A 17,270-nucleotide genomic window follows, 5' to 3' on the forward strand; every position below is an offset into this window, starting at 1 on the left:
ACACACGGTCACCTTCCTTCTCTTTTGAATTTGTATCCTAGTGTTTTCGAATCGTCATTTTGTAGAGGGGCACGCCTATAAGTAGACCCACAACTGCGATGCCTGCCCCTAAAAAATCAGAAACGAGTGTATTCACTACGATGAATAATCCACCACAAAGCGCAAGAATAGGTAAGACTGGATAAAAAGGAACCGAAAATGCACGCGGTTTCCCTTTATTTTTACGTCTCAATATGAATAATCCTATAAATGCAGCTATGTAAAACAAATAAATAATAAAAATTGTAATTTCAGATAAATAATCTGCATCAAAGATTGTTGGAAACAGCAGATTCAACGCTAAAATTAATAACGTTAATACTGTCATAACAGCATGTGCGCCAATAGGTGTGGCTAATCGACGGCTCACATATTGTACCCATTGAGATCCAGGCAATAAGCCATCTTGTGCCATTGCAAATGGAATACGTGGAAAGGTCATCACTTTTCCATTCAACGTTCCAATGATGGAAATGATAAGCCCGATATTCACAATTTTAGCACCGATTTGACCAAACAGAACGGTTGCCGCTTCTGCACTGACTTCATTCCCAAACTTTAACACTTCAGGCGCAGGCAAGATTTTAAATACGGCAACATTGATTAATACGTAGACGAATGTCACTGTTAAAATCCCAATTAACATCGCAAGCGGTAAATGCTTTTGAGGATTTTTCATTTCTCCTGACATGGTCGTCAACATAATCCAACCATCATAAGCAAATAAAGTTGCTAGTACCGCACGACCGAAATTAACTGTCCCATTCTCATTCATAATTAAACGCGTGACGTCTTGTCCAAAAACACCTGATTGCCCGAAGATTAAACCGAACACCACAATCGCAAAAATAGGGATTAACTTAGCTAACGTCGTTAAATTTTGAACTGCGTTCGCATAATATGTACCGAGGACATTCATTGTAAGTAAAAATACGAAAATCCCTACACCTATAGGCATCACCCAAAATTGGGAAAGACCAAAGAAATTCGTCGTTAGTATGCCTAAAAAGAGAATTAGCGAAACGATAATTGCCGGTCCGTAAAGTACCGTTAGCGTGTAGCCTGTTAAAAACCCCCAAAACGAGCCATAAATATCTTTAATATAGGCATAGAGTCCCCCTGTTCGTGTAATTTGTGCACCGACCTCAGCAATGGTAAGCCCAGATGCTAAAGTTAAAACACCGCCAATGACCCACGCCCATAAGGCCATGTTGCTCGTTCCAGCATATTCTAGAACTGAACTGGGTTTGACAAATACTCCAGAACCAATAATTGTTCCGACGATAATTGTCACTGCTGTAAATAAACCTATGGTCGGCTTTAATGTTTGTTTTTCCGATTGCATTTCAGTGCCTCCTTATACGAATCTTAACGATACAACTATAACATGAATCGTTCGTAGAGATAGGAAGATTTGAGCTTTTTATCGAAATCGCGACATCGATACAGGATATCTAATAGAAAAACCCTCCAAAGCGACCATGTTTTATGGCTACTTTGAAGGGGGATACCCATAGGCTTATGGAATAATCAAATCATTGAAAATGTTTGTTTCTAAAGCCTTTTTCAAGCGGCATTAAATTTTAAAGAAGGCTTGTAAATCGTTAAACGCTAGGCGATTTCCGATAAAGAAACTACCAAATTCACCATATCGCGCTGTAGTTTCGTCAAAACGCATTTCATAAACGATTTTTTTAAATTGAAGGACATCTTCTGCAAAAAGTGTGACGCCCCATTCGTAATCATCAAATCCTACTGAGCCTGTGATAAATTGTTTAATTTTGCCTGCATATTTACGACCAATCATGCCATGGTCATACATTAATTTTTTACGTTCTTCCATGGATAACATATACCAGTTGTACGTTTCATTACGACGTTTGTTCATTGGATAGAAACAAATGTACTCCGTTGTAGGCAATTCTGGATATAAACGTGCTTTAATATGCGGATTTTCATAAGGGTCTTCGTCTGATTTACCCGCAAGGTAATTGCTTAACTCTACCACTGAGACATAAGAATACGTTGGGATGAGGTGATCCGCAATCGCCAATTTATTTAATTCATTTTCAATATTTGTTAATTCTTTCATTTCAGGTCGTAAAAACCACAATAAAATATCTGCTTTTTGACCTGTCACATTATACATCACATGATCGCCTTGACCTTGATCTTTAACCGCTTTTAATTGTGATAATTTATTTTCAAATTCTGTCACCATCGCTTGACGGTCATGTTCTGGTACAAGACGCCATGAGGCCCAATCTACTGCATAAAACAAATGAAGACTGTACCAACCATCTAAAGTCTCTGCTGCATGACTCATTTAAGAACACTCCTTTGATTTAATCAGATTACTTAAATTTTATCATACCCTACTTTAAAGACCGAACTAAACGATTAAGAACATTCTATGAACGTGGCTAGCTTTAAAATTTCGTCATAGTTTTATCATAAAGTTTTTTCTTATTTTTGAAGGACAGAATATCAAAAACGCCCCCTTGGAAAAGTCGTGATAAGTATCGTATAATTACTATGGAATTTATGTTCAGAGGAAAGTGAAGGAGGACAATTATGTCTAGTTTATTAGATGTTTTAAAAGAAAAATTATCAGGTCAAAATGTTCGTATCGTATTACCAGAAGGTGAAGATGAACGCGTCTTATCTGCTGCTGTTGAATTACAACAATCAGACTATGTGACTCCAGTTGTTTTAGGCAATAAAGCGAACATCGAAACGCTTGCAAAAGACAAAGGACTTTCTATCGATGCACTTGAAATCATTCAACCAGATACAAGTGACTTAAAAGCTGATTTAGTCGCAAAATTCGTTGAACGTCGTAAAGGTAAAGCGACAGAAGAACAAGCGCAAGAATTATTAAATAACGTGAACTATTTTGGAACAATGTTAGTTTATGCAGGCAAAGCTGACGGCTTAGTGAGTGGTGCTGCCCATTCTACAGCGGACACTGTACGCCCTGCGTTACAAATCATTAAAACAAAACCAGGTGTTTCTAAAACTTCAGGTATCTTCTTCATGATTAAAGAAGATCAACAATACATTTTTGGTGATTGTGCCATCAACCCTGAATTAGGCGCACAAGACTTAGCTGAAATCGCTGTAGAAAGTGCGAAATCTGCCCAAAGTTTCGGCATGGATCCACGTGTAGCGATGTTAAGTTTCTCAACAAAAGGTTCAGCGAAATCAGATGACACTGAAAAAGTATCTGAAGCTGTGAAAATTGCGCAAGAGAAAATTGAATCTGAAGGTTTATCAAATGTTGTTGTCGATGGTGAATTCCAATTCGATGCGGCGATTGTTCCTGAAGTTGCGAAGAAAAAAGCACCGGGCGCTAAAATCCAAGGTGACGCAAATGTCTTCATTTTCCCTAGTTTAGAAGCGGGTAACATTGGTTACAAAATTGCACAACGTTTAGGCGGTTTTGATGCAGTAGGTCCTGTTTTACAAGGATTAAATTCGCCTGTTAATGACTTATCACGTGGCTGCTCTACTGAAGACGTATATAATTTATCTATTATTACAGCAGCACAAAGCTTACAATAATGGACTTAGTCTCAAAATATTTTAAGGATGTCGCATGGCGTTACGTTGATCATGCAACGGGACTTGAGCCCATGCAATCCTTTGCTTTTGATGATACGTTTTCTGAAAGCGTGGGCAAAGACGCCTCACCCAATGTTGTAAGAACATGGATACACCAACATACCGTGATTTTAGGCATTCATGATTCTCGGTTGCCCCATTTAGATGAAGGCATCCGATTTCTTACAGATACGAAAGGTTATAATGCCATTGTTCGTAACTCTGGGGGATTAGGGGTCGTGTTAGATCAAGGTATTTTGAACATTTCTCTCATGTTTAAAGGTAAAACGGAAACGAGCATTGATGAAGCGTTTTCAGTAATGTACCTTCTCATTAGTAAAATGTTCGAAAACGAAAATGAAACAATAGAAACGTTCGAAATTACCCATTCCTATTGCCCGGGAAAATTTGATTTAAGCATCCGAAACAAAAAATTTGCGGGTATTTCGCAACGTCGCGTTCGTGGTGGCATTGCGGTTCAAATTTACTTATGCGTTGAAGGTTCAGGGAGTGAACGTGCACAACTCATGAAAGATTTTTATACGCATGCCTTACAAGGCAAAACGACAAAGTTTACTTATCCCGATATTTATCCGAGTCATATGGCATCACTACAAGAGTTATTTCAGTCAGACCTCACCGTACAAGAAGTCATGTTTAAACTCCTCTATGCCATTAAAGATTTAGGGGGCACATTAAATATGGACCCGATCACAAATGAGGAATGGTCACGCTACGAATACTATTACGAGCGCATGTTAGAACGTAATGCGAAAATGAATGCGCGTTTAAATTAAACAAAAAGGCCAGAGACGATAAATTCGCCTCTGGCCTTTTATACTCCCAATACTACTGCTCACATATTATTCATGTGACATGTAGTGTGATTTTCCTTTTAAGAAAAAGCTGAGAACAAATGCGAGAAAACTTAAAGCAGTCGCAATCCAAAAAGCACTGTTGACCCCATCGACTGAAGCAAGTTGGTTCACAAATTTCATAATTGCGCCCATCGCTTGTTCTTTGCCTCCCATTTGTTGCGCCATCATTTGAACTTGATCTTTAATAAATGGATTCGTTTGATCTAAGTCCTGTTGAAATGTTGCTAAATGCGATTCTGTTTGTTGTGTCATTACTGTGACTAATATTGCTGTCCCTATTGAACCGGCTAATTGACGCATCGTATTAATCAATGCATTCCCATGTGAAATAAGTCGTGAAGGGAGTGCATTCATTCCTGCTGTCATAATCGGCATCATGACAAAACTCATTCCAAATGAACGAATAATATAAATCATTAAAATTGAAGTATACGGCGTGTCCATGGTCAATCGTGTTAATTCCCATGTACCGTATGTCGTGACTGCAAGACCGAAAATGGCAAGAGGCTTAATACCAATTGTGTCGAGTAATTTCCCGGCTATAGGCCCCATGAGGCCCATAATAATCGCTCCTGGCAGTAACAACAGCCCAGAATCTAACGCTGTAAAGCCGCGCAAGCTTTGAAGATATAATGGTAATAAAATCATACCGCCAAACAAACTCATTGTTACAATCATATTGATGATTGCCGTTAAGGTATAACCAGAATATTTAAGCACACCAAAGTCTAACATCGGTACTTTCATTGAAAGTTCGCGTATAACGAAAGCAATCGTAAAAATGCCTCCGATAATAAACATTGCAATGATTTCAGGCGATCCCCATCCTTTGTTACCGGCTTCACTGAAACCATATAACAAGGCGCCAAATCCAAGCGTACTGAAAATGATGCCTGGAACATCGGCACGTGGATGAGTCGTTTTTTGATAAATTCCAAACCATAAAAAGGCGATGATAAAGGAAATGAATCCTACACCAAACATGCCATAGAACATAATATGCCAATCAAAATTTTCAACGATATAACCTGACAATGTCGGTCCGATAGCAGGAGCTAAAATCATAGCTATCCCTAAAACCCCCATTGCCATTCCACGTTTTTGTGGAGGGAAAATCGTCATAAATACATTCGTTCCAAGTGGCATCAAGACACCTGCACCAATGGCTTGTAATACACGTCCTGTCATCATCACAGGGAAATTCCAAGCTATAGCGCAAACGAACGAGCCCATGGTAAAAATAATCATTGCGACTAAGAAAAGACTTCGATATGAAAACTTATTAAATAGATACGCACTGATTGGAATTAAAATCCCATTGACCAACATAAATCCAGTCATAAGCCACTGGCCTGTGGAGGCGGAAATATTAAAATCCGTGTTAATGACCGGTAAGGCTGTATTGAGGAGGGTTTGGTTTAAAATCGTAATAAACATCCCAAAGACCATTGCGACTAAAATTTTATTACGAGTAATCCCTTTTTTAAATACATAGTCTTGGGCAGCATCTCCCACTTCTTCATTGACCGGACGATGCTCAGGAGTATTATGTTGTTCCTCCTCTTCATCTAATCGAAATTGATGCGATGTTTCATCTTTAGATTCCGTTTCTGTTTTTTGATGCGTTCTTTCTAACGCATCCTTTTGCGTATTGCGTTTTTTTCGCTTCAATAAGAAGAGATTTAAAACGGCAATCACAATAAGGGCAACAATGACATATAACGTAACGAACATCTTTTGTCCTCCCTTATTTTAGTTTTTGTGAATGCTCACTTCCGCGTTCATACCAGGGACAATACCTTTTGAAGGTTGATTGTCTAATTTAATTTTAACTGGAACAACTTGTGTTACTTTTGTATAGTTACCATCACTATTAGATGAAGGCATTAATGAAAAACTTGAAGCTGTTGCATTACCGATACGATCCACACGACCTTTGATTTGTGAAGATTGACCATCAATAGAAACATCAACTTTTTCATTTTCACTTAAATCTTTGACATCTGTTTCATCGATATTCGCTGTAATGTATAAATCATTCATGTTGTAAGCGTAAGCCATAGGTTGACCGGCTTGAGCCATTCCATTTTCTTGGCCGTCCATTTTAGCAATTGTGCCATCTTTAGGCATTTTAATCTCCATTTTTTGAGGTTGACCATCTTGTCCTTTTCCTGTCACTTCCGCAACAGTATCACCCTCATTAAGTTTGTCCCCTTCTTTGGCATTTAATTTCGTAATTTGGCCAGGAATAGGACTTGATAACTTCATTTGTTCACTATCTACTTTAGCGTTATCCGTTTTAATATAATTTGCTGACTGATTGTAAAAATAAAACGCAACTGCGCCAATAATCAATATTAATAATATCGTTACAATATTAATTGTGATAATTTTCTTCATTCTCTTAACTCCTCCTTTAAAAATAACACGTTACATTATATAACCATTTGGATGAGAATTCATACAGACAATCTTTATAAATGTGTCGGATTTGAAATTATACTATAATAACAAAAGGTGATGATATGAATAAAAGCAATGCTAGAATAGCAATTCTAAAAGCGATGGTCGCGCTTTTAGAAAAAGAAAAATTTGATCAAATCACAATTAAACAAATTTGTGTAGAAAGTGGGGTCCATCGTTCAACATTTTATGCACATTTTGAAGATAAATATCAGTTAATGGAAACCATCAAATCATATCATATGAAACGTTATAGAAACTTAATGCAATATATGAAAAACATTATCGTTTCTTCTCCGATTCAAGAAGCGAAACAACGGATGATTCAAGTTTTTAGGGTGTTGTTCAAATATATTCTAAGATTTAAAACGTATTTTTCGGGATTAGTACTGACACAGAGTCAATATGATTTTATTCGGGACTATATTCAATTCACAAAAGAAGGCTATACTTCCATTCTAGAAGTTCTTCCTACAATGAATTATTCCAATTATTTCATTGATTACACGCTTGGGGGACAATTGGCGATTATTTATTCGTGGATTACGCGGGGATGCGAAGAAGATAGCGACACAATGGCTATGATTCTATACAACAATATCATTAAGTTGAATCGTTAAGCGTCACGACGTAAAATGGATGACGCCTAAATTAAAAATCGTTATAAAATGTTAATAAGCCTGCTCATGAAAGACAGTCGCTACGCTATCTTAATGAGCAGGCCTTTATTGGAGAACTTTTTGAAAATGAAAAACACAAAATGATATGTATGACTGTGCATATCATTTGCTTAAATCTAATGTAACATGTTTTCTAAATATTTGGGATACCAATGTTGAATATTTATTAATTTTTTATGAATATATTACGTAATTAACATAAAATGTTCACAATTTAAGCGGTTTAAAATCTCTTTTTAAAAGTTCATAATGATACATTGTGACATAGTCCCCTTGACGGTAGACTTCCTCTCGCGCTTCCCCTATGAAACGAAATCCTCCCTTTGCAGCGACACGTTGACTCGCTTTATTTTCTTTTTGCGCGCGAATTTCAAGGCGGTTCAGTAATAAATCATTAAATGCTAAGTCACATAACAGGCGCACGGCTTTAGTCATCACCCCTTGTCCTGTCACATGTTGACTCAGCCAGTAGCCGATTTCTCCTGTGTGATTCTGTGTATCTATGTTATGAATATCGACAGTACCAATCAATTGATTCTTCTCATATATAGCGTAAACTCGAACTTTATTCTCGATTTCTAATGTCATCATTTTTTTCAAAAACCGAAGTTCATCTTCAACAGAATTAATGTGCGGTACCCAATCTAAAAAAGCGTTCAAATGCGCGCGCTCCCGGTTGATGACGTCATAAACTTCACCCGCATGCATAAGTTCAAGTTTAACAAGGCTGTATGTTTCATCTATTGGCAATTTAAAATAATGCACCAGCAACATCCCTTTCACATAAAAATTATATTACATTAAATCATAAATAAACTGAAAAGTCAAAAAACTACCGATGCAATTAGAACCTGTAAACCGCACTTCCCCTCATGCTCCTAAAAAAGCATTATAAGAAAAGCCCACAAAGCCAAAACTTTGTGAGCCCTTCAATCCATTGAGTGGTCCTATTTTTACTCAAGAGATAATTATTTTTCAATCATTTTTTCGACGTCTTTATTATGCGCATCTAAAATGAGTCGTGATAAATCCTCTTTATCAATACGTCGTAATTTTGAAAAACGAATGATAAAAAAGATAAGTCCTAACACAGTCCAACCTAGAAGTGCGATGTACGACGGTCCAGATAGCGCGGCAGGTGACCATGGGAAAAGTAATAAAAATAAAAAGATAAATGAAATGACTGCGCCCACAATCGCAAATGTTTTATAAACAGGTCCGTATGAAGGACTCGTTTTGTCATAACTAAATAATTTTGCGGCTGCTAAACATGTGACAAAATAGGCGACAGACACACCTGTTGAAGACATATCGACAATCCATGTAAGGGCTGTACGTCCTAGCCAAGGTGCAATGAGTGTCAACGCCACTAAAAAGATAATTGAAACGTAAGGTGTTTTATATTTAGGATGCAACTTGCTAAACACCTTAGGCATAATACCTGAACGTCCCATTGAAAACAATAAGCGGCTCGCACTTAATAAAAAGCCATTTAAGCCGGTAAATATCCCCATAATAATCGCAATGGCGAGTACACCGAGGCCAATCGTGCCGAAAGCTTCTCGTGTCACAGAACCTGTGAGCCATAAATCCTCACTTGCGCCACTTAGCCAACCCGTATACAAAATCATCATTGTATACGTCATACCCGCAGCAATCAGACTGTACACGATTAATTTAAATGTTTTATTTGGAGAAAAATTGAATTCTTCTGCCGTTTGAGGAATATTATCAAATCCCACATAAGCCCATGGCGCAACAGCGACAATCATAATAATCGCTTGAAACCAACCATATTTTGGCCCGTTTAACGGTTTTAAGTTATCTAATGAGAAATTCGAACCAAAAAATGAGCTAATGAAAAGTAAAACAACGACCGTCACCATCGCAATACAAAAATAGTATTGTAATGATCCGGATACGCTTGCACCTTTAATCGCAATGAACATAAAAACAAGTAATAGGACAGTAGCAATAACGATTTCTGTGATGTAAACGTCCCAACCTGCAATCGTATATAATTTTCCTACTTCTAAAACATCGGGTAATAAAAATTTAATTAAGAGACTAAACGCGGTTGCATTCAAGGCAACGACACAAATATATCCAAATGTTAAAAACCATGATGAGAAAAAGCTCACATAGCGTCCAAATCCTAAATAACTGAACGCAAATCCTCCACCCGAAACTGGAAAGCGTTCAACTAATGCGCCATAACTCACGGCAATAATAATCATAAGTAATGCGCCAATTAAAATTCCAATTGATGCAGCAATTGGTCCTGATTGGGCAATCCAATCTCCTGGTAAAATAAATGACCCCCAACCAATACAAGAGCCATACGCAATGGCCCATACAAACTTCTCTGATAAATTTGCTTGTAAGTCGCCACGGTCAATTTGATCGTGCTTATTTTGCATATCTTACTCACCCCTTGTTACATTATACCGATGCCTAAAAATTTAACAATCATTTTCTTAAAGAAATCAAAAACACACATTTATTCAATGTTTGATAAATCAAAAGAATAAATGTGTGCTATATTTTTATATTTTAAAAGCAGCAATCGCAAGCATAAGCCAACTGACTACAAATAATACGCCGCCTATAGGGGTGATGGCACCAAGTACGCTCACACCTGTGAGTGACAGAATGTACAATGAGCCACTAAAGAACACAATACCTAAAAACATGAGCCAGCCTGCCCAACTCACGTTTAGGTCAAATGCACCACCAATAATCCCAATTAAAACTAAACCTAGCGCATGATACATTTGATAAGTGGTCGCTTTTTCCCAAACGGACATATAATGTTCTGAGAGCTTGCCATCTAACGCATGCGCCCCAAATGCGCCGGTACCCACAGCAAATAAAGCGTTTAACGCACCTAATATAATAAATACTTTCATCTATAATCCTCCTTCATTAAAAATCGAACAGCGATTCCCCATTGCCGATTTCATCATCTGTGACCATACGTGCATTTGACGTCGTGGTCTTACTTGGAGACACTTTTCCACCCATTAATCTAATTTCCTCATCTGTGACAGCCTGAGAGGAAGTGTCCTGTTTCGTTGAGGTATTCGTCTGTACAGCGGTATGGGTGATATCACGTGATGACGCGGACTTCTCTCGAGCATCCGTGTTCGTGTACAATGCAGTCAATGTGTGAATCGCGTAAATATGTTTATCAAAGGCGACATCATTTTGAGCTTGATCTGCCTTAACTAACTCTGCTTCAATCATTTCGATGAGTTTCTCTTTATTCACGGGTCTCTTCCTTTCTTTCACACCAATGTATTGGGGATTTTCCATGTTGGCTTAAATAAGCATTCGCCTTTGAATACGGTTTTGAACCAAAAAAACCACGATGTGCCGATAAAGGGCTTGGGTGCGGGGCTTTGATAATTTCATGCTTTGTCGTATCAATCAGACGCTCTTTTTGTTGTGCCGGTTTTCCCCATAGAATAAAGACAACCCCTTCACGATGATCAGAAACCGCCTGAATAATTTCATTCGTAAATGTTTCCCAACCTATATCTCGATGTGAATGGGCTTGACCTTGTCTAACGGTCAGTACCGTATTTAATAATAATACCCCTTCTCTTGCCCAGTCTTGAAGGTGCGGAGAAGTCCGATGACAACCAATATCGTCTTCCAATTCTTTATACATATTACGTAAGGAAGGTGGAAATTTGGCGTGTGGCTGTACTGAAAAAGCGAGGCCATGTGCTTGATTCGGTCCGTGATAGGGATCTTGACCTAAAATGACCACTTTAATCTCTTCAAAAGGCGTTAAATCAAAAGCTTGATAAATATCTTTACGTTCAGGATAAACGATTTCTGTCGCATATTCTTTCTCTAAAAAATCATGCATCGCTTTAAAATCATGTTTTGTTGTAATCTCATGAAAAATGGTCGACCATTCCATTATGTTCACCTCAGTCCACATTTTAACATAATTCACTGAAAAACTCGCCTCGGCAAAAACGAATATATTTTCACTTTGAGCCGTGCGTGATATGATATGAATAGTAACTGAAACTGAGGAGTGTATGGATTATGGCATTAAAAAAAGTATTAACAATTGCTGGCTCTGATACAAGTGCTGGGGCAGGGATGCAAGCAGACTTAAAAACATTTCAAGAGCATGATACGTATGGCATGGTGGCGCTTGCTGCCATCGTAACGATGGATAAAGCCACATGGTCACATGATGTAACACCGATTACTTTTGATGTGTTCAACAAGCAACTTGAAACAGTCATCAGTATTGGACCTGATGCGGTCAAGACAGGGATGCTCGGTACTGAAGAAGTCATTAAACGCGCAGGAGAAGCATTTACAGAATCTGGTGCCAAACATTTTGTTGTCGACCCAGTGATGGTATGTAAAGGGGAAGATGAAGTATTAAACCCAGGTAATACGGATGCAATGATTCAATATTTATTACCAAAAGCAACCGTGGTAACACCTAACCTTTTCGAAGCGGGTCAACTTTCAGGATTAGGAACATTAAAATCTATGGATGACATGAAAAAAGCAGCAGAAATTATCCATCAACAAGGGGCACAACACGTCGTTATCAAAGGTGGCAAAGCGTTAGACCAAGATAAATCATACGACTTGTATTACGATGGTCAAACTTTCTATCAACTAACAACAGATATGTTCCAACAAAGTTACAACCACGGCGCAGGTTGTACATTTGCAGCTGCAACAACAGCCAACTTAGCTAATGGTTTAACACCAAAAGACGCAGTGATTAACGCCAAAGCGTTCGTAGCTTCAGCGATTAAAAATGGTTGGAAAATGAACGATTTTGTAGGTCCAGTCGATCATGGTGCTGCGAATCGTATTGAAAAAATTGACGTAGATGTCAAAGAAATATAATCGTTAGAAAATAACGTCCATCTATCATTCGAAAGCCATCAAAATTTATTTAAGCATAAATTTTGATGGCTATTTTAATGCTAGCAAGGGACAAAAAGTTAGATGTTGCATCGTTACTTATGAATAAACATCGCCCCTAAGCTGAGATTTCTCAATGATCAGTTCGAAAACAAACATCCATTTTATAGACAGAAACTGACAAGCTGACGTCTGCGCTTTTCAGGGTTTATAACACTTACTTTAAAACAACTAAACCAATCTATGTCTCAGTCCGCTTCAATATAATTTCTAACTTCGTGTCTCCTGCCACACTTTTAAGTACCAGGTGTTGATCCTTTTGTTCAATTGTATATTGCGTGTCTACATACACGGGCTTTTTATACTTCACTTGATAATGAGAAGGCATCCTCTTTAATGTACTCCATAGACGTTCCACAACCAGTTGGCCAGGAACAATTTCAGGATGAAGTGGGTTTTCATCTCTTACTAGTGCGACATATTGTCGAACTTCTTCCCTTTTAAATTCCATTACATCACCTTTTGTATAAATGTTTGCCGTATTTTATTTTGGCCGGGTAACGAAAGTTCAAAGCGAAAACGTTTAAATCTTTTAAGGTCTTGCGCTACACTCCATGTTAATGTAGCTTGAAGCGAATCTGTGAATGGAATAGGTTCCCTTTTCACGACCTCTGTTTCAACTAACAGGATGGGGGCTTTTACAAATGGCGCAAATATATCAAACTCTCGCCAGTATCGCGACAAAAATAATAACGGAATTTCTTCAGTTTCTGGGCAACCACACAACCGCTGATATTGACGCACGGCTTCTATATCAATTTTTAGCATTTTTGTTTCAGACTGACCAACGTTCGAAGAGTGCTGCATTCCCCATGCCACCTCCAATCCCCATCGTCGCAAGTGTACGATGCGCTTCTGTCATGTGAAAAAGTCGCGTCACGAGAATAGCACCACTTGCACTGTACGGATGCCCCATCGCAAGAGCGCCTCCATAACGATTCAGTTGGCGCTTTGTTATCCCGAGTTCGCGTTGTGAGGCCAAAACTTGTGAACTAAATGCTTCATTTAATTCTACCGCATCAATCTCAGAGAGCGTCAGTTGCTGTTGATGTAATAAACGCTTCACAGCAGGAATAAGTCCTATCCCTAGTATTTCAGGTGGAACGCCTTCGATTGTATAGCCTTTAAACACAAGGCCTTCTGTTAAGCCTAACTTTCGTGCTTTCGTATCAGACATGACAACCACAAGTGCTGCACCATCGTGTTTTAAACAGCAATTGCCGACGGTCACGGTACCATTCGGAAGCAATGGTTTTAAGCGATGGAGACGTCTTAACTCAATCGTCGGACGAATCCCCTCATCTTGCGTCATCCATTCCCCTTGAACTTTTAAAGGAACGATTTCTTTGTCAAACTGCTGTTGTGCCTGCACTCCACTTGCCTTCATATGGCTCTCGTATGCAAATACGTCTTGATCTTCTCGAGAGATATGAAATTGTTCCGCAACATTCTCTGCCGCCTCAATCATTGAAGGGTCTTGCCCCCCTGGCGCGAATGCAGCACGTTCAAAAAATTGTGGCGGTTCTGAAGGATAGAGAGACGTCGGGCGTTTCATTTTCCATGGGGCTCGACTCGTGCTTTCAACGCCGCCTGCGATATAAAATTCACCTGCTCCACTTTCTACGAGACGACAGGCAAGCTGTATCGCTTCTAATCCTGAACCACACTGTCTATCTACGGTTAACCCCGAAACACTATGATGAATCCCCGCTTCAAGTAAACTTTTACGAGCAAGATTCCCACCGTTCCCGACCACATTTCCTAAAATCACATCATCCAATTCCTCTAGAGGACAAGATAACGTCGTCTTAAAATGTCGAAACAACGGTTTCAACAAATCTTCAGTTTCCCATTTGTGGAGCTTGCCTCCATATAAACCAATAGGTATCCGTTTCGCGGCTACAATGACAGCTTTATTCATTAAAATCCCCTCCTTCGTATAAATGTTGCGCTATGCGGCGTGAAACTTTACCGCTTGAGGTATAAGGTAACTTTTCAACCCGTATCCACTTAGAAGGGGTTTCATAACGTGACACGACTTTTTCAAGTTGTGCTCTCATATGGCGGTACGATATGGTTTGAGTTCCTGTATATAAAGCCACCGCCACCTCCCCAAATTTTGTATGTGGTTGACGCACGATAATCACGTCTTGAACTCCTTCGAGCTGCTTCAATTGTTGCTCAACCACGGAAGGATACACATTTTTACCCCCGATAATCAATCTATCTTGAAGCCGTCCATGTAAATAAAGATAGCCCCCTTTTAAGTGGGCATAGTCGCCTGTTTTGATCCATTGAGAAGCAATGTCTCCTAAATATCCCGAAAATGTCATTGGACTTTTTACAAAAAGTTGACCAATCCCTTTTTCATCTTGATGTCGAATATCTATTTGGACATTCGGAAATACTTTTCCGACCGAATTGAGGGGAGCTGTTTGATTCATATTCACACTAATAAAACTTGCTTCTGACGTTCCAAAAAACTCATAAATGGCGGCTGACGGAAGGGTTCTCTTTAACAAACGATGGCGTTGTTCAGTCAGTTTATCTCCTGAAATAAACACTTCGCTCACGTGATTATTTTGAGAGGCGTGTTGTAGCCAATCATAAACCATTGTCGGCACTAAAAAGAGACTACAATTGTCCGTGTAATCCGCAATACGAGAAGCACAACGTTCAATGTGATAGTCATTTTGTCCTAGAAAAGTGCGTCCGTAAAACAAGGCATAAATGACGACATATAGCGTTAAAGAATGAGCATAAGGTCCTAAGGCGACGAGCATATGGTTTTTTCCTCGGCCTCTCGTCATGAGCTTTTCATTTTGTTCAAAAGAGGCGATCCACGAAGCTTCATCTCTCAAAAAGGCTTTAGGTAAACCCGTCGTCCCTGAAGTAAAGCCCACATGTAACACCCCACTCGCGAGAGACTTCCGAAATTGCTTTTGTCTTTGATAAAATGTCTCATCCTCCCATAGATAAGGGATGTCATACGTTTCATATAATGCTTTTTTGCGAGCGACCGACCAATTGGTATCCATGACCCAAGGTGTCCCTCCTTTAGAAAGCACCGCCAAATACGCCACCACAAAGTCTTGTATGCGGGAAAAAGACAAGGCGACATTGAGAGGCAGGTCGTATTCCGGGAGACGCGAAGCCGCATCTTTAACACGCTCATGCAAAGTGGCATAATTTAATTGTTCATCATCGATGTATAATGCCACACGTTGTGCTTCTGTTTTGGCATAGTGTTCAATTCGTTTCAACAATTCCATTGAGATGCTCACTTCTTTTCTACATTTTGTTCATTTTATCATAGAAGCCTTTGTCTCAGCATCTCTCTCAAAACGAAAAAACTTCTATCCTATAGCCTTAATTCAAGACTATAGAGATAGAAGCTTTTACAATTTTATTCTAAATTCGCGTGGTTTTGTTGCATCTTTTCTTCTGATATCTTTAATTGTTCTTGTAAATTGAGGACCAGACTATCAAGTAAAATCAATGCACTTTGTTCAAACAAACTCCCTAAAGGTTGATCTGAACCTTCCGCATCATGTTTTGTTCCAGCTGGAAGTTCGATCGCAAGGTCTGCCAATGAACCTATCGGAGAATCGGGTTTTGTAGTGATGAGCAGTACTTCTGCCCCCACTTCTTTGGCTTTTTCAGCTAGTAACTTTAAGTGCGCAGTTGAACCAGAACCCGAAATAATGATAAAGACATCCCCTTGCTGAATCGATGGCGTTGTCGATTCACCGACAACATAAGCACGTTGCCCTAACTGATTCAAACGCATCGCAAAACTGTTTGCGACAAATCCAGAGCGTCCTTTTCCTGAAACAAAAACGGCATTAGCCTCTAAAACCTTTTGTTCAAACGTATGGGCATCCTCTGCATTAACAGCACTTAGTGTTTGTTCTAGTTCATTTAAAATCAAGGTATAATTCAGTTTTGCCATCTTATTTACCTTCCATGATGTCACGGCATTGTTTTGCTGCTTCTGCTGGGTCATCTGCATTTGCAATACCGCCACCAACAATAATTAAGTCTGGATTTTCCTCAACGACTTCTTTAATTGTATCTGGTTTAATACCACCCGCTACTGCCACTTTAGATTGACTAATCACTGATTTGACTTTGCGTAAACTTTCAAGTGGTGATTGGCCTTGTGCTTGTAAGTCATAACCTGTATGCACCGCAATATAATCTGCACCCATAGCGTCAATTTCTTTTGCACGTTTTTCTAAATCTTGAACTGCAATTAAGTCAACAAGTAATTGTTTGCCATGTTTATGTGCTTCAGCGACAGCATTTTTAATAGATTCATCTTCAGCCACACCTAAAATCGTTACGACATCCGCACCGAATTTAATCGCTTGGCTCACTTCATAGTCTGCAGCATCCATAATTTTTAAGTCCGCTAATACTTTAACGTCTTCATCTTTCACATTATCTTTTAAATGTTGTACTGCAGGGAGACCTTCATTAATCACAATCGGCGTACCGATTTCAACGATATCTACATAATCTGTCACTTTTTTAGCTAATTCTGCTGCTTCTTCTTTATTTAATAAATCAATCGCTAATTGTAATTCCATGATAAAATCATTCCTCCATTAGTATATCTTTTTCACTACAGTTT

Annotated in this window: 19 protein-coding genes; 4 read left to right on the forward strand and 15 right to left on the reverse strand. The window is 38.9% G+C overall.

Features of this window, described 5'->3' with window-relative positions:
- Positions 1-37: 37 nt before the first annotated feature.
- Entirely contained in the window at positions 38-1,384 is a 1,347-nt protein-coding gene (locus tag PYW36_RS09915) for an APC family permease (RefSeq protein ID WP_037572803.1), read from the reverse strand.
- A gap of 231 nt (positions 1,385-1,615) precedes the next feature.
- Positions 1,616-2,365, reverse strand: coding sequence for a hydrogen peroxide-dependent heme synthase (hemQ, locus tag PYW36_RS09920; RefSeq protein ID WP_037572806.1), 750 nt, complete (start codon positions 2,363-2,365; stop codon positions 1,616-1,618).
- Between the two features lie 248 nt (positions 2,366-2,613).
- Between hemQ and pta the strand changes: the two genes are divergently transcribed.
- Entirely contained in the window at positions 2,614-3,603 is a 990-nt protein-coding gene (gene pta / locus PYW36_RS09925; RefSeq protein WP_103159310.1) for a phosphate acetyltransferase, read from the forward strand.
- Positions 3,603-4,439 (forward strand): lipoate--protein ligase family protein, encoded by an 837-nt coding sequence (locus tag PYW36_RS09930; protein ID WP_037572811.1) that lies wholly within the window; start codon positions 3,603-3,605, stop codon positions 4,437-4,439. Before pta ends, PYW36_RS09930 begins: the two co-directional genes overlap by 1 nt.
- A 66-nt stretch (positions 4,440-4,505) precedes the next feature.
- On the opposite strand, the gene PYW36_RS09935 is transcribed toward PYW36_RS09930, so the two are convergent.
- Positions 4,506-6,254 (reverse strand): DHA2 family efflux MFS transporter permease subunit, encoded by a 1,749-nt coding sequence (locus tag PYW36_RS09935; protein ID WP_103159309.1) that lies wholly within the window; start codon positions 6,252-6,254, stop codon positions 4,506-4,508.
- 18 nt (positions 6,255-6,272) lie between these two features.
- Positions 6,273-6,920 (reverse strand): HlyD family efflux transporter periplasmic adaptor subunit, encoded by a 648-nt coding sequence (locus PYW36_RS09940; RefSeq protein ID WP_037572817.1) that lies wholly within the window; start codon positions 6,918-6,920, stop codon positions 6,273-6,275.
- Between the two features lie 125 nt (positions 6,921-7,045).
- On the opposite strand from PYW36_RS09940, the gene PYW36_RS09945 reads away from it, so the two are divergent.
- Positions 7,046-7,603, forward strand: coding sequence for a TetR/AcrR family transcriptional regulator (locus PYW36_RS09945; protein WP_103159308.1), 558 nt, complete (start codon positions 7,046-7,048; stop codon positions 7,601-7,603).
- Between the two features lie 267 nt (positions 7,604-7,870).
- On the opposite strand, the gene PYW36_RS09950 is transcribed toward PYW36_RS09945, so the two are convergent.
- From PYW36_RS09950 to PYW36_RS09970, 5 genes are all read right to left on the reverse strand, one after another.
- Complete coding sequence (locus PYW36_RS09950) at positions 7,871-8,428, reverse strand: GNAT family N-acetyltransferase (RefSeq protein WP_037572822.1); 558 nt, start codon at positions 8,426-8,428, stop codon at positions 7,871-7,873.
- A 203-nt stretch (positions 8,429-8,631) separates the two neighbouring features.
- Positions 8,632-10,083, reverse strand: coding sequence for an APC family permease (locus PYW36_RS09955; protein WP_103159307.1), 1,452 nt, complete (start codon positions 10,081-10,083; stop codon positions 8,632-8,634).
- Positions 10,084-10,209: 126 nt separating this feature from the next.
- A complete protein-coding gene (locus PYW36_RS09960; protein WP_037572828.1) occupies positions 10,210-10,572 on the reverse strand; it encodes a DUF423 domain-containing protein in 363 nt (120 codons plus the stop codon).
- A gap of 16 nt (positions 10,573-10,588) precedes the next feature.
- Positions 10,589-10,933 carry a DUF5327 family protein gene (locus tag PYW36_RS09965; protein ID WP_103159306.1) on the reverse strand — a complete coding sequence of 115 codons (345 nt, stop codon included), beginning with the start codon at positions 10,931-10,933 and terminating at the stop codon, positions 10,589-10,591.
- Positions 10,926-11,594 (reverse strand): uracil-DNA glycosylase, encoded by a 669-nt coding sequence (locus PYW36_RS09970; protein WP_037572834.1) that lies wholly within the window; start codon positions 11,592-11,594, stop codon positions 10,926-10,928. The genes PYW36_RS09965 and PYW36_RS09970 overlap by 8 nt, the downstream gene beginning before the upstream one ends.
- Positions 11,595-11,725: 131 nt before the next feature.
- Here PYW36_RS09970 and thiD point away from each other — a divergent pair, with 131 nt between their 5' ends.
- Complete coding sequence (thiD, locus tag PYW36_RS09975) at positions 11,726-12,556, forward strand: bifunctional hydroxymethylpyrimidine kinase/phosphomethylpyrimidine kinase (protein WP_103159305.1); 831 nt, start codon at positions 11,726-11,728, stop codon at positions 12,554-12,556.
- Between the two features lie 259 nt (positions 12,557-12,815).
- Here thiD and PYW36_RS09980 read toward each other — a convergent pair whose 3' ends face one another.
- The 6 genes from PYW36_RS09980 to hxlA all read right to left on the reverse strand — a co-directional run bounded on the left by PYW36_RS09980 (position 12,816) and on the right by hxlA (position 17,226).
- On the reverse strand, positions 12,816-13,085 hold the full coding sequence (locus PYW36_RS09980; protein ID WP_103159304.1) for a hypothetical protein: 270 nt from the start codon (positions 13,083-13,085) through the stop codon (positions 12,816-12,818).
- Positions 13,085-13,441, reverse strand: a complete 357-nt coding sequence (locus PYW36_RS09985; RefSeq protein ID WP_037572843.1) for a hypothetical protein — start codon at positions 13,439-13,441, stop codon at positions 13,085-13,087. The genes PYW36_RS09980 and PYW36_RS09985 overlap by 1 nt, the downstream gene beginning before the upstream one ends.
- Positions 13,410-14,555, reverse strand: a complete 1,146-nt coding sequence (locus PYW36_RS09990) for a thiolase family protein (protein ID WP_103159303.1) — start codon at positions 14,553-14,555, stop codon at positions 13,410-13,412. The genes PYW36_RS09985 and PYW36_RS09990 overlap by 32 nt, the downstream gene beginning before the upstream one ends.
- Positions 14,548-15,906, reverse strand: a complete 1,359-nt coding sequence (locus PYW36_RS09995; RefSeq protein WP_229717266.1) for an AMP-binding protein — start codon at positions 15,904-15,906, stop codon at positions 14,548-14,550. Before PYW36_RS09995 ends, PYW36_RS09990 begins: the two co-directional genes overlap by 8 nt.
- Before the next feature lie 134 nt (positions 15,907-16,040).
- Complete coding sequence (gene hxlB, locus PYW36_RS10000; RefSeq protein WP_037572853.1) at positions 16,041-16,586, reverse strand: 6-phospho-3-hexuloisomerase; 546 nt, start codon at positions 16,584-16,586, stop codon at positions 16,041-16,043.
- A 1-nt stretch (position 16,587) separates the two neighbouring features.
- A complete protein-coding gene (gene hxlA / locus PYW36_RS10005; protein WP_037572855.1) occupies positions 16,588-17,226 on the reverse strand; it encodes a 3-hexulose-6-phosphate synthase in 639 nt (212 codons plus the stop codon).
- Positions 17,227-17,270: the final 44 nt, after the last annotated feature.

It is taken from the genome of Staphylococcus chromogenes, from assembly GCF_029024625.1.
GTDB classification, from domain to species: domain Bacteria; phylum Bacillota; class Bacilli; order Staphylococcales; family Staphylococcaceae; genus Staphylococcus; species Staphylococcus chromogenes.

What these genes read in the sequence shown, in the direction of transcription:
- PYW36_RS09915 (WP_037572803.1), bottom strand. Translation starts at nt 1,384, where the DNA reads ATGCAATCGGAAAAACAAACATTAAAGCCGACCATAGGTTTATTTACA.
- hemQ (WP_037572806.1), bottom strand. Translation starts at nt 2,365, where the DNA reads ATGAGTCATGCAGCAGAGACTTTAGATGGTTGGTACAGTCTTCATTTG.
- pta (WP_103159310.1), top strand. Translation starts at nt 2,614, where the DNA reads ATGTCTAGTTTATTAGATGTTTTAAAAGAAAAATTATCAGGTCAAAAT.
- PYW36_RS09930 (WP_037572811.1), top strand. Translation starts at nt 3,603, where the DNA reads ATGGACTTAGTCTCAAAATATTTTAAGGATGTCGCATGGCGTTACGTT.
- PYW36_RS09935 (WP_103159309.1), bottom strand. Translation starts at nt 6,254, where the DNA reads ATGTTCGTTACGTTATATGTCATTGTTGCCCTTATTGTGATTGCCGTT.
- PYW36_RS09940 (WP_037572817.1), bottom strand. Translation starts at nt 6,920, where the DNA reads ATGAAGAAAATTATCACAATTAATATTGTAACGATATTATTAATATTG.
- PYW36_RS09945 (WP_103159308.1), top strand. Translation starts at nt 7,046, where the DNA reads ATGAATAAAAGCAATGCTAGAATAGCAATTCTAAAAGCGATGGTCGCG.
- PYW36_RS09955 (WP_103159307.1), bottom strand. Translation starts at nt 10,083, where the DNA reads ATGCAAAATAAGCACGATCAAATTGACCGTGGCGACTTACAAGCAAAT.
- PYW36_RS09960 (WP_037572828.1), bottom strand. Translation starts at nt 10,572, where the DNA reads ATGAAAGTATTTATTATATTAGGTGCGTTAAACGCTTTATTTGCTGTG.
- PYW36_RS09970 (WP_037572834.1), bottom strand. Translation starts at nt 11,594, where the DNA reads ATGGAATGGTCGACCATTTTTCATGAGATTACAACAAAACATGATTTT.
- thiD (WP_103159305.1), top strand. Translation starts at nt 11,726, where the DNA reads ATGGCATTAAAAAAAGTATTAACAATTGCTGGCTCTGATACAAGTGCT.
- PYW36_RS09980 (WP_103159304.1), bottom strand. Translation starts at nt 13,085, where the DNA reads ATGGAATTTAAAAGGGAAGAAGTTCGACAATATGTCGCACTAGTAAGA.
- PYW36_RS09985 (WP_037572843.1), bottom strand. Translation starts at nt 13,441, where the DNA reads ATGCAGCACTCTTCGAACGTTGGTCAGTCTGAAACAAAAATGCTAAAA.
- PYW36_RS09990 (WP_103159303.1), bottom strand. Translation starts at nt 14,555, where the DNA reads ATGAATAAAGCTGTCATTGTAGCCGCGAAACGGATACCTATTGGTTTA.
- PYW36_RS09995 (WP_229717266.1), bottom strand. Translation starts at nt 15,906, where the DNA reads ATGGAATTGTTGAAACGAATTGAACACTATGCCAAAACAGAAGCACAA.
- hxlB (WP_037572853.1), bottom strand. Translation starts at nt 16,586, where the DNA reads ATGGCAAAACTGAATTATACCTTGATTTTAAATGAACTAGAACAAACA.
- hxlA (WP_037572855.1), bottom strand. Translation starts at nt 17,226, where the DNA reads ATGGAATTACAATTAGCGATTGATTTATTAAATAAAGAAGAAGCAGCA.